Source organism: Chryseobacterium sp. JAH, assembly GCF_001507335.1.
Lineage (GTDB): Bacteria > Bacteroidota > Bacteroidia > Flavobacteriales > Weeksellaceae > Chryseobacterium.
This window is the reverse complement of the sequence record NZ_LMAH01000003.1, coordinates 137,851-150,544: the sequence shown is the minus strand read 5'-3', so window position 1 is coordinate 150,544 and position 12,694 is coordinate 137,851. Positions and strand designations below refer to the sequence as shown.

Genomic DNA, 12,694 nt, shown 5'->3' with positions numbered 1-12,694 from the left:
AAACTTTAACTATTATTAACTCAATGTTAATTTTTAATCAGTCTTAATAGCGTTTAAGTGACTGTATATCAGCTTTGTGTAAATTTATAAGTCTTAACGTGAAAAAAATCATATTATTTAATGTTTAAAAAAAGGCCGTAGTTTTTGTTAAAAATACAATGTTTTACATAGCAGCTTTTAAACTTAAATCTATGTTTTTGGCGGAATGTGTCAATGCTCCCGCAGAAATGTACGTAACTCCTGTAGTTGCGATTTCTTTCAGTTGATCTCGTGTAATTCCTCCTGAAGCTTCACTCTCACATGATCCGTTGATTAATTTAACTGCCTTTTTCATCGTGGCAACATCCATATTGTCTAGCATGATCCTGTCGACTTTAGCGTTAATCGCTTCCTGTACTTCATCAAGATTGCGCGTTTCAACTTCTATTTTAAGTTTTTTCTTAGATTTTTTTACGTAATCCTTCGCCATCTTTACAGCATTGGTGATGCTTCCGTTGTAATCAATATGGTTGTCCTTTAGCATAATCATATCATACAAGCCGTACCTGTGATTGGTTCCGCCACCAATGGCAACAGCCCATTTTTCACAGACTCTGAAGTTGGGAGTGGTTTTTCGTGTATCCAGCAGCTTGGTTTTAGTACCGATTAATCTAGAATCCCAATCCTGGGTAAGTGTTGCGATACCGCTCATCCTCTGCATGCAGTTTAAAACAAGTCTTTCTGTAGATAATATAGATCTAGCGCTGCCGGTGACAATAAATGCTACATCTCCGACCTTTGCCGTTTCACCGTCTTTGATGAATCTTTCTATTTTTAAATTTTTATCAAATTGCTTGAAAATAATTTCTGCTAACTCAACTCCGGCAAGAATACAGTTTTCTTTCACTAAAAGTTTGGCACTTTGCTCCAAATCATTAGGAATTGTAGACAGGGTAGAGTGGTCTCCATCCTGAATGTCTTCTTCTAAAGCATTTTTGATGAATTGTTTTAAAACTTTATCTGTAGCGTAGTTTGGTCTTTTCATTATGTTCTTAGTAATCAATTATACTTGCGCTAAATCCTTATTGTAAAATGCACCTTTATTTTGTGTCATTTCCATGGACTGGGTAATAATTAGATGAGCAACGGTTGTCAGATTTCGTAATTCTGAAAGTTGAGGTGATAAAATAGAGTAGTGGTAAATTTCGTCAACGGCAGCTGCGATTTCTTGATGTTTTTGCAAAGCCATTTTGAGACGTCTGTTGCTCCTTACAATTCCTACTAGGTCGCTCATCATTTCCTGAAGCTGTTTTCTGAGGTAAGAAACGATTACCATTTCGTCAATAATTTTCATTCCTTCTTCATTCCATTCAGGAACGGCTTTTAAGTCATCGAAGTTAAAGTTATTTTCTTTGAGCAGTTCCACTGTTTTCATTGCGGCATTATGGCCAAAAACCAAACCTTCTAATAAAGAATTTGAAGCCAGTCTGTTGGCACCATGCAGTCCAGAATTGGTGCATTCTCCTACAGCAAACAAATTGTTGAGAGATGACTGTCCGTCTTTGTCTACTTCAATCCCGCCCATTAAATAGTGGCAAGCCGGAACTACAGGAATTAGTTGAGTAAAAGGATCTATTCCTTCGTCTTTACATTTTTTATAGATATTTGGAAAATGTTCCAAAAATTTTTCATGGTTCATCTCTTTGCAGTCGAGACCTACGAATTCATCACCTGTAACTTTCATTTCAGCATCGATGGCTCTTGCGACGATATCGCGGGAAGCTAGCTCTTCACGCTCATCATATTTATGCATGAATTTTTCACCTTTTTTGGTTCTAAGTTTTGCACCATCACCACGTACTGCTTCCGAAATTAAAAATAACATTCCGTCAAGCTTGCTGTACAATGCGGTTGGATGAAACTGATAATACTGCATATTGGTTACCTTGCCTTTAGCACGGGCAACGAAAGCGATTCCGTCTCCGGTTGCAATGACAGGGTTTGTGGTGTTTTTGTAAACATGACCCGCTCCGCCTGTGGCAACTAAAGTGATTTTTGATGTAATTTTTTTAATCGATTTAGATTTTTCATCTAAAATGTAGGCACCGTAGCAATTAATTTCACCTTCATTCAATTCTTTTCCCGGAACGTGGTGCTGGGTGATAATGTCGATGACATAGTGATGGTCAAGGATTTCAATATTGAGACTGCTTTTTGCAGTTTCCAGCAAAGCTCTTTCAATTTCAAAACCGGTGATGTCTTTATGGTGTACGATTCGGTTTTCTGTGTGTCCACCTTCTCTTCCTAAAGCAAATTCTCCATTTTTCTTGTCAAAATTGGCGCCCCATTCAACTATTTCGTTAAATCTTGCGGGCGCTTCTCTTACGACCATTTCTACAACATCGCGTTTGTTCTCGCCGTCACCGGCTCGCATGGTATCTTCGATATGTTTTTCGAAGTTATCATTTTTAGAATCTGTGACCACGGCCAAACCGCCTTGGGCGTATTTTGTGTTGCTTTCGTCTTCGTCAGATTTTGTTACAATGATTATTTTGGCATCGGGAAACTGTTCTGAAACTTTTATGGCATAAGAAAGTCCGGAAATCCCCGAGCCAATCACTAATACATCCGCTTTTATCATATTCTTGCTTTAAGACAATCGTCTAAATAATTAAATAAATTTAAACAATTTTTCGTTTGGTTTCCTTACTTTTTTCATGTGCTGGAACTGATCTTCTTCCGATCGGTAGCCAAGTGCCAATGTAACAGTTACTTTCTCTTTTTCAGGATTGATATCTAAAATTTCTTCAATGAGTTCTTGTCTGAAACCTTCCATCGGGCATGTATCTATATTTTCTATCGCTGCAGCGTACATTAAATTAGCTAAAACTATGTAAGCTTGTTTTTCTGCCCAATTCAGAATGTCATCATGTTCTTGTCTGCTGAAATGATTGGTTATGCTTTTTTTAAATAAACTTAAGTCCTCCACAGGATGTTCACGTACTTCAGATATGTGATTGAAATATCCGTCGAGGTACGTTTCTTCCATATCTTTTTTGGATACTAAAACAACAAGGTGCGAACATGTAGAAATTTGAGAGGGATTATAAAAAGCAGGTATCAGTTTCTCCTTCATTTCTGTACTTTCAACGACGAATACTTTATAGGGCTGTAGTCCCTGAGAGCTTGCCGCCAGTTTACCCGACTCCAAAATATTGAGAAGTTTCTCCTGAGGAATGATCATTTCGGGGTTAAATTTTTTCACAGAATATCTTCTGCTTAAAGCTTCCAAATAATTCATAAAGACAAATTTAAGAATTGAATATGAATAAAGAGAGTTTTGTGCCGAAATTCTATTTTTAAATTTTCTAATAAAAAAACCACTCCTTTTAATGGGAGTGGTATCAATATAATTAAATATGAAAAAAATTAGTCTCTGTTTTTCACCATAATCCAGCCCGAGAATTTAACAGGAGTTTTGTTTTTATTATTCTCGTTCCATGTTACGGAATACCAATAGCTTCCTGTAGGAACTTTTCTGCCGTTGGCAGTTCCATCCCAGGTATATCTGTTGGTTTTGTCTCCCTGATGAAGCTTAGAGCCATATCGGTCGAAAACACTAAAGGTTAAATCTAATTTATCTGATAATGCAGAATAATCGATAAAATCATTCTGCCCATCTGCGTTAGGCGTTATTACATTAATTAAATTCGGAACTGTGACATTCACTACAATAGGTTCGCAGTCATAAACATCTCTTACGTAAATTTTGTGCATTCCTCTTGAAATTCCGGTAAAAACATTAGAATCCTGCCAATGGACATTGTCTAAAGAATATTGGTATGCAGGAGTTCCACCGTTTACATTGACGGTAATTGTTGTGTTAGAAATATCTATTGATGAGACAACAGGTTGCTCTGAGGCATATACTTTTACGGTCTGCGTAGCGGTACAGTCGCCCGTTTTCAATTTTACCCAATATGTTCCCACTCCTATGTTGGTGATAGTTTGTGTTGTTGCGCCTGTACTCCATTGATATCCGGTAAATCCAGGTCCTGCGTCTAAAGTTGTTTTGTCTTCAATACAAATTACTTTATCAATTAAAACTGTAGAAAAGACTTGTGGGATTACAATTAAAGTCACTTTAGCAACTGTGAAGCATCCATTGCTATCGAATACGCTTATGTACACTACACCGTTTGGAGCTGTGTATGTTGTGGGATTATTAATCTCATTTGTTCCGTTTACGGCGTCGGTTAGTGAAGGGTAGTACTTCTTTGTTGTTCCTGTTTGTGTGGTTACGTTGGCATTGATTAGATTAAAAATTCCTACGGAAGGATTGGATGGTTCCGCACAAGCCCTCAATGTTGCATCATTCACAACGACAACCGGAAATATGTTTAGGGTAATGATTGCATTGTCTACACAGCCTTGCGCAGTAGTTACCTTCACATGAATAGTTGTTCCTTGTGCTGCAGGAAAGGCTGCAAAGTTTGTGATCTGATTAGTTCCTGCATTTAAATCTGCTAAAGTAGGATAGTACTGCTTTGTAACTCCTGGTAACGTGGTGACGGCGGCGTCATTTAAATTAAATATCCCAACACCTGCATTGTTATTATTACAGCTTGTCATCGAAGCGTCCACTGCTTCAAACGGAGTTGGGTTTAAAATAATCCTTGCATCGCCGTTATCGCATAGAGTTGAAGATGGATCTTTAATCACTACGGTTATCGTTGTGTTTCCTGAGTACTGGAAATTAGTAGGAGTAGCAATTGGTGTAGAGCTTCCTAATACATAATACGTAATGATGTAGTTGCTGGGGATGTTAACAAACTGGTTCGCATAAGAAGTCAAGTCAACAAAACCGTTTCCTGTAGAAGGATTGGTACACACAAATGGGGTAATGGTATTTTGTAAAATTGGAACCTTGTCAATGAAAATTTTAGCATTCTTAATTGAATGTCTTGCGCTCGCTGCTCCCGTTCCTGCGGAAAATCCAAAATATCCGGTTGTCATACCAATGGCTCCTCCTGAAGGCGCAAACGATTGATTGGTAATTATTATTCCATCTATTTTAATTTGAATAATCCAGTTGTTAATATTCGCGGGGTCAACTTGTCCGTTTACCTCAACGTGTTTGTATGTGCTTCCTACAAAGGGTTGTGTAGCCTGCAGATCAGGTGAGTGAAATGTACTTCCTGCTGCCATATTGTATTCGATGTTAGGGTTTCCTGCAGGAGTACTATTAGTTCCATAAAGGAGGTGTACTTTGCTCATCTGCCCTTCCGTAGAATTGTTGAAGATATCAAATGCCACCATCAATCCGTTGGCATTTGCCGGAATTCCCAAGCCTCCTCCTGTTGTAAATGTTGTTGGAGGATTTGAAAGATACCAGAAGGTCAATCCGTCGCCTCGTCCGTAGGCAGTAGTTCCGTTTCCATCGATTCTAAAGTCAAATTCCACTTTCCATTTGTCGCAATATTTTAAGTTGATCGGATTTGAAAGTTTGATTGCACCAAATTGCCCAGTCTGGTCTGCGGTAAGCTGTACAAAATCATTAGGTGCTGTTGCTGAAGGAACGATATCCCAGCCGGTGGTGTTGACGGGGTTTCCTGTCAGTTGATACGTTTGGGCGGAATTGTTTTGATAGAAAAATAAAAGGACTGCTGAAAAATAAAAAAGTAGTGTTTTCTTCATTTTATTTAAGTTGGTTATGGTATTATTTTAATATTGTTGTTACAATACAATTCATTAAATGTTACTTGTATTTAACACTATCTGCAAATGAACTGAATTCTTTATAAACCTTGTATTTTTAATGATTATTTTGTATAAAATTCGTTGTAAATAACAAAATGCATTAAATTTTTCATTGAAATTAACCTAAAACAAAATCACTCCAAAAATTGGAGTGATTTTGTTTAGAATTATTCTCTGTTTTTGACAAGTACCCAGCCATTGTATTTGGTTTGGGTGTTGTTTTTATCGTTTTCGTTCCATGAGATACTATACCAGTAGGTACCTGTAGGGATTTTCTTCCCACCGGAAGTACCGTCCCATTTAAAGTTTCTCATTTTGTCGGCTTCAAATTTTTTGTTTCCATATCTGTCATAAACAATGAAAATTAAATTTTTCTTATATGCCAAAGCAGTGTAGTCGATAAAATCATTTATATTGTCTCCGTTAGGTGTTATCGCATTCAAAAGATTAGGAACTGTAACTTGAACTTCTATTGGGTCACAGTTGTAAAAGTCTTTCACAAATATCTTGTTTTCGCCTCTTGGTAATCCTGTGAAAACATTAGAATCCTGCCAAGTAATGCCATCTAAAGAGTATCGGTAAGGAGCTGTTCCGCCTTGCACATTTACTGTAATTGTGTTGTTTGTAATATCCAGACTTGCAATTACAGGATTAGAGGCTGCTTTTACTGTTACAGTTTGCATAAAGTAGCAGTTTCCTGTTTTTAAAATTACCCAATACGATCCTACTGGTACGCCTTGTATTGACTGTGTAGTTGCTCCTGTGCTCCATTCGTATCCGTCAAAACCGGTGCCGGCATCTAGGCTTGTTCTGTCATCAATACAGATGATTTTATCTTTTAAAACGGTCGATCTTACTGGAGGAATTACTTTCAAAGTAATCTTTTTAATAATAAAACATCCGCTAATCGCAGTTACTTTCACATATACGTCTGTACTAACAGAAGTATACAGAATCGGAGTTGGAATTTCATTTGTTCCTGCTAGCGCATTTGCTAAAGAGGTGTAGAATTTTTTAGTTATACTTGCTTCTGTAGTCACACTAGCAGACGTCAAATCAAAGACACCTATTGTTGGATTTGTTGGAATGGCACAAGCTTGTAGATTTCCATCAGTAACGACAGGAAGGGGGAGAAAATTTAGGGTAATCTGCGCAGTGCCGCTACATCCTTGAGGGGTGGTAACTTTTACATAAACGATGGTTGGTCCTGATACAAAAGCTGTTGGGTTTGTGATCTCATTGGTTCCAGCATTAAGATCAGCCATAGTTCGGTAATATTTTTTTATAATACCGGGTACAGCACTTACGTTTGCGGTAGTAAGATTAAAGGTTGCTGTTGTTGAATTATTGTTGTTACATTCAGAAATCGTTGAGTTGTTCGCTGTAAAAGGTGACAGCGAGAGCTGAATTTGCCCGTCAGGGTTATCACACAATATGCCGGTATTGTCTTTAATAAATACATTCACTGTTGTGTTTGCGCTGAACTGATAATTGGTAGGGTTGGTTATGGTAGTTCCCCCTACAGCATATGTAAACGTATAATTAGAAGGTGTGGCTACAAATTGTGAATTGAATAAAGTTAAATTGGCACTTGCAGCTCCCGTTGTAGGATTTGGACAGTATGTTTGTGTTACAGAAGGTTGTAAAATGCTTACTTTATCTGTGTATATCTTTACGTTTTTAATTGAATGTCTTGATCTATTTCCTCCTGTGGAAGCTGAAAAGCCAAAATATCCATTCGTCATTGTACCAGAAGCTCCTGAAGGGGCAAAAGATTGATTGCAGATTACAGTGCCATCAATTTTTATTTCTATTATCCATTGTGTGGGAAAAAGCGTGTTAACCTGTGCTGACACTTCGACATGCTTGTAAGTTGCTCCCTGAAAAGGTAAAGTAGTATTAAGATCAGGAGAATGAAAAGAGCTTCCAGCTACATTGAAAAATTCTACATTATTGTTATCTGTTGTGTTAGCGACTTGTCCGTAAGCAACGTGTACTTTACTCATTACTGCTGTAGTCGTATTGTTGTAAGTGTCGAAACCTACGATGAGACCAACAGCATTTTGTGAAACTCCTAAGCCTGAACCCAATACACTTGCTACAGGAGGATTTGCTAAGTACCAAAATGCAAGACCATCTCCATTGGCGGTCTGATTAGAATCCATTCTGAAATCGAATTCTACTCGCCACTTATCACAAAATTTCAAATTAATAGGATCGTTCAGCCTTACTGATCCTGATTGATTGTTAGTGTCTGGAGTTAATTGGATAAAGTCAGTACTTGCTATGGTAGGAGCAACCATTGTCCAACCTGTCGTTGTGAAGGGGGTTCCTGCAAGCTGATAAGTTTGAGAGTGGTATTTCCCTGAAAAGCAAAATAATAGTATGGTAAAATAAAATAATAAATTTTTATTCATCTATTAGGATTTTATAATTAGACGTGTAAAGATATTAAATCCTGATCAATAAATATTGATATAATGTTAATTTTGTAAAAAATTATATCTATATGGTAAAATATTTTAAAAATCGTAAAGGAATAATTAAAATAAATAATGTGAAATTAGAATGATTCAAAATCTATTCATTAAAATAAAGAATTGCTGTCTATATTTTCAAAAAATGAATCAATCTCAAGATCCGTAGCATTAGCGGCTGTTACAGCCAATTTATCACAAAGTTCATTTTCAAAATGCCCTGCATGGCCTTTTATCCAATGCATCTTTGGTTGATACTGATTGTAAAGTATCACAAAGCGTTTCCACAAATCAGGATTTTTTACATTTTTCCAGCCTCGCTTAATCCATCCGGCAAGCCAGTTTTGATTAATGGCATCGGAAACGTATTTGCTGTCTGTGAATACGTGAATGTCATTTTCTGTGGATTTCAGTTTTTCTAAAGCGGTAATTACTGCCAGTAATTCCATTCTGTTGTTGGTTGTTTTTCTAAAACCTTTCGAGAATGTTTTCTGATAATTTTTTTCAGGAACTTTCATAAGGATTCCATATCCGCCTTTTCCGGGATTTCCACTGCATGCACCGTCTGTATAGATTTCGATTCTCAAAATTTTAAGGTTGAGGTTTAGTCTAAGACTATATTAAAAAATTATTTCAAGGTTAAATAAACCTAAGCTACCTGACTTTTTAAAATTAAAATGGAAAATCATCTTCATCATCTAGATCGTTCATTGAAGATCCAGAAACTTTAGAATTATCTGGCAAATCAAATGCAGCACCTGGCTGAATCGTTGTTTTTATTTTCTCAAAACCGCTTGGTTCAGGTGATTGAGAACCTCCTGATGGGTAACCGTAATCTGTTTCTCCCAAATCGCCAAATTTTGCAAAATGCTTCATGAAAGAAAGTCTTACATCGGCAGTGGCACCGTTTCTATGTTTAGCGATAATCAATTCGGCTTGGTTTTCGGTTGAAGATTCCTGTCCTTCTTCATCGTTGTCCCAAACGGCAATTTTGTAGTATTCTGGTCTGAAAATAAATGATACAATATCTGCATCCTGCTCAATTGCTCCTGATTCTCTAAGGTCAGATAACTGAGGTCTTTTTCCAGGACGAGTTTCTACGGTTCTCGATAACTGTGAAAGTGCAATAACAGGAACATTGAGCTCTTTTGCAATTGCTTTTAATGAACGTGATATCATTGCGATTTCCTGTTCACGGTTTCCACCACCTTTACCGCCGCTGCTTGCGGTCATCAGCTGAAGGTAATCGACCATGATGATTCTTACCCCGTGCTGCATCACCAATCTACGGCATTTTGCCCGGAAATCGAAAATAGAAAGAGAAGGAGTTTCATCAATGTAAAGAGGAGCGTTTTCTAGTTCTGAAACATTGGAGAATAGTCTTTGCCATTCTTCATCACTCATTTGCCCTTTCCGCAGTTTTTCTGAAGAAATTTTGGTTTCAGATGCAATCATCCTTGTGATTAACTGTACTGATGCCATCTCGAGCGAGAATAGTGCCATCGGAATTTTAGATCCCACGGCAATATTTCTTGCCATAGAAAGAAGAAAGGCTGTTTTTCCCATTGCAGGACGTGCGGCAATGATAATTAAATCTGAATTTTGCCATCCCCCAGTTTCTTTGTCAACACCGGTAAATCCGGAAGGTACTCCTGATATTCCTTCTTTATCTTTTAAAGATTTGATGGTATCAATTGCTTGTTTAACCAATGTATTTGCCGTGTCGAAACCTTTTTTAATGGTTCCGTTGGTGATTTCAAAAAATGACTGCTCGGCTTTATCTAGAAGTTCGAATACGTCTGTTGATTCTTTATAAGAAGTATCAATCACATTGGCAGAAACATTAATTAAACTTCGTAAAATGTATTTTTCAAGAATTACACGGACGTGATATTCTATATGGGCAGAAGAGCTTACGCCCATCGTTAGCTCAATGATGTAATGGTCGCCACCTGCGGAACTCAGCTTATCTGTTTTCTTTAATTCCTGAATGACAGTCATTAAATCTACGGGCTGATTGCCTTCATATAATTTTAAGATTACTTCAAAAATCACCGAATGTCTTGGGTCGTAGAAAACTTCAGGGGTTAAAAGGTCAATAGAGTGGTCGAGTCCTTTTTTATCAATCAAAAAAGTACCGACAACCAAACGTTCAAAATCGACTGCATTGGGAGGCATTTTTCCATCTGCAATCGATAGCTCTCTAGCAAAGTTTCCCTGAGTAAGAGATGATAATGTTTCTTTCTGCGCCATGCTGCAAATATAGTTTATTTAAAAAATAATCTGAAAATACTAACTAACATTTTATGTAGAAAGGTTCTCTATATATTATTAATACAAGGTAAATTTTGTTAATAAAAAAAATCACCCCGTTTCTGAGGTGATTTTAAATATAATCAAAAATTAATTTATTCTCTGTTTTTTACCAATATCCAACCGCTGTATTTCGTTTGGGTACTGTTGGCATCAGTTTCGGTCCATGAGATGGTGTACCAGTATGTTCCGGTAACGATTTTTTTGCCACCTGAAGTTCCGTTCCATTTATAGTTTCTCATCTTACCAGATTCGTATATCTTGTTTCCGTATCTATTGTAAACGGTAAATATTAAATCTTTTTTGTAGGCTAATGCTGAGTAATCTACTTCATCATTAATATTGTCTCCGTTTGGAGTAATGGCATTGACTAAGTTGGGAACTGTTACTTGCACTAAAATAGGATTACAGTCGAAAGAATCTTTTAAGTAAATCTTGTTTTCGCCTCTTGGAAGATTATTAAATACATTAGAATCTTGCCAAGTGATTCCGTCAAGAGAATATTGATAAGGAGCAGTTCCTCCTGAGGCATTCACGGTGATCGTATTGTTTGTGATATCCAAACTTGCAATAACGGGCTGTTGAGAAGGGTAAACATTTACTTGCTGTAAAGTAAAACATTTACCTGTTTTCAATTTCACCCAATAAGCTCCTACAGGTACACCCTGTATCGTTTGTGTTGTAGCTCCTGTACTCCATTCGTAACCGTCAAACCCTGAACCTGCATCAAGAGTTGTTCTGTCTTCAATACAGATTGTTTTATCTTTTAAAACTGTAGATTTTACAGGTGGTAAAACTTTAAGTGTGATTTTGGTAATTGCGTAGCAACCATCGTTGTTAGTGACCCTTACATAAACTTCACTTGTTTGGGTGATGTAAATGTTGGGATTAGCTATTGCATTGGTTTGAGCTAAAGCATTTGCTTGAGTTAGATAGAATTTTTTTGTAATACCAGATTGCGTTGTAACATTTGCAGAGGTTAGATCAAACGCCGCTGTTGTAATTGCACCTTCAATGTAGCAAGATTCTAAAGTAGCGGGTATTAAATTAACAACCGGATAATAGTTTAAAGTGATTTCAGAATCATCAGTACAACCTTCAACAGAAGTTACTTTTACATAAATAATTTTTGGTGCGGAAGATACATAAGCTGTTGGATTTGTTATTGCGTTGGTATTAGCATTAAGATCTGCAAGTGAAGTATAATATTTTTTAGTCGCGGTAGCATCGGCAAAAACCGGTGCTGTAGTCAGGTTGAATGTTGCCGAACCTTCTCCATTATTATTACACGATAGTATAGTAGCATTGTTGGCAACGATATTACCTTGCTTAAATTTAAATACACCTAGCTCAAAACATCCGTTAATCGGATTATTCGGGTCGGAAGGATCTGTGTATTTAAGTCTGTAATAATATGTTGTCGTTCCGTTTATAAGTGTAGTAGTAAGTGGTGAATTTCCTGTGATAGCATTATTTTCAGTATCATGGTAAGTAACTGTGAAGTTAGTATTTCCATTGATAATACCTGCAGAGAGCGTTGTGAAATCAAACTGCATGGGTAATGCACACTTTAATATTTCATTTGGAGCATTTGGAGTAACACTTGGTGTTCCAGGAGTTATGAAAGGATTTGGAGTGAGTGCTGGATTGTTAAATGCAGAAGTCAGAGTTGCAGTACCGCCCCAATTTAATGAGAAACCAGTTGATGATTGAGAGAAGTTATCAATAACGAGGTAGTAAGTCTGACCTGCAACTACATCCATATAGCTGCTCCACTGACCAAATATTCCGCCATTAGGATCAGTAGATGTTAATGAAAGTCCAGTAGGCCCGTCAGCTCCTGAATAATTACATCTAATAGGATTTCCCAAAGTAGTACATGTCAGATTTGGGCCATATACACCAAAATCGTAATCATCCGCGAAGGTTACAGGATCTATAGTGAAAGTTAAAGTTCCTGATGTTGCAATGGTAAATGTGTACCAAACCGTATATCTTTCATCAGTTGACAAACATCCTCCAAGCTCCTCAGCAATATTTCCATCATCTTGCGAATTGTATGAAAAACCAGAATTACCACACACAGGTATGGCAGAAATACAATCAGATTGAGAATAGAAGAGTTGCGATGTTATAAAAACAAAAAAAAGTAGTATTTTTTTCAT

The 12,694-nt window shown here is 37.1% G+C and carries 8 protein-coding genes; all 8 read right to left on the bottom strand.

Translation table 11 applies throughout. The features are described from left to right. Nucleotides 1-163 precede the first annotated feature (163 nt). Nucleotides 164-1,024 (bottom strand): carboxylating nicotinate-nucleotide diphosphorylase, encoded by an 861-nt coding sequence (gene nadC, locus AR685_RS07805; RefSeq protein WP_047443134.1) that lies wholly within the window; start codon nt 1,022-1,024, stop codon nt 164-166. 18 nt (nt 1,025-1,042) lie between these two features. Continuing rightward, nucleotides 1,043-2,620: an L-aspartate oxidase gene (gene nadB, locus AR685_RS07800; RefSeq protein WP_047443133.1), complete on the bottom strand. Its 1,578-nt coding sequence runs from the start codon at nt 2,618-2,620 to the stop codon at nt 1,043-1,045. 30 nt (nt 2,621-2,650) lie between these two features. After that, nucleotides 2,651-3,280, bottom strand: coding sequence for an NAD(P)H-dependent oxidoreductase (locus tag AR685_RS07795; RefSeq protein WP_047443132.1), 630 nt, complete (start codon nt 3,278-3,280; stop codon nt 2,651-2,653). A gap of 128 nt (nt 3,281-3,408) precedes the next feature. After that, the gene (locus AR685_RS07790) at nt 3,409-5,676 is read right to left on the bottom strand and encodes a T9SS type B sorting domain-containing protein (protein WP_059124229.1); all 2,268 of its coding nucleotides are present in this window, start codon (nt 5,674-5,676) and stop codon (nt 3,409-3,411) included. A gap of 230 nt (nt 5,677-5,906) precedes the next feature. Next, complete coding sequence (locus AR685_RS07785; protein WP_059124228.1) at nt 5,907-8,156, bottom strand: lectin-like domain-containing protein; 2,250 nt, start codon at nt 8,154-8,156, stop codon at nt 5,907-5,909. Between the two features lie 170 nt (nt 8,157-8,326). After that, a complete protein-coding gene (rnhA, locus tag AR685_RS07780) occupies nt 8,327-8,803 on the bottom strand; it encodes a ribonuclease HI (protein WP_059124227.1) in 477 nt (158 codons plus the stop codon). 85 nt (nt 8,804-8,888) lie between these two features. Next, nucleotides 8,889-10,469, bottom strand: a complete 1,581-nt coding sequence (dnaB, locus tag AR685_RS07775) for a replicative DNA helicase (protein WP_047443130.1) — start codon at nt 10,467-10,469, stop codon at nt 8,889-8,891. 155 nt (nt 10,470-10,624) lie between these two features. Further along, nucleotides 10,625-12,694, bottom strand: coding sequence for a gliding motility-associated C-terminal domain-containing protein (locus AR685_RS07770; protein ID WP_059124226.1), 2,070 nt, complete (start codon nt 12,692-12,694; stop codon nt 10,625-10,627).

What these genes read in the sequence shown, in the direction of transcription:
- nadC (WP_047443134.1), bottom strand. Translation starts at nt 1,024, where the DNA reads ATGAAAAGACCAAACTACGCTACAGATAAAGTTTTAAAACAATTCATC.
- nadB (WP_047443133.1), bottom strand. Translation starts at nt 2,620, where the DNA reads ATGATAAAAGCGGATGTATTAGTGATTGGCTCGGGGATTTCCGGACTT.
- AR685_RS07795 (WP_047443132.1), bottom strand. Translation starts at nt 3,280, where the DNA reads ATGAATTATTTGGAAGCTTTAAGCAGAAGATATTCTGTGAAAAAATTT.
- AR685_RS07790 (WP_059124229.1), bottom strand. Translation starts at nt 5,676, where the DNA reads ATGAAGAAAACACTACTTTTTTATTTTTCAGCAGTCCTTTTATTTTTC.
- AR685_RS07785 (WP_059124228.1), bottom strand. Translation starts at nt 8,156, where the DNA reads ATGAATAAAAATTTATTATTTTATTTTACCATACTATTATTTTGCTTT.
- dnaB (WP_047443130.1), bottom strand. Translation starts at nt 10,469, where the DNA reads ATGGCGCAGAAAGAAACATTATCATCTCTTACTCAGGGAAACTTTGCT.
- AR685_RS07770 (WP_059124226.1), bottom strand. Translation starts at nt 12,694, where the DNA reads ATGAAAAAAATACTACTTTTTTTTGTTTTTATAACATCGCAACTCTTC.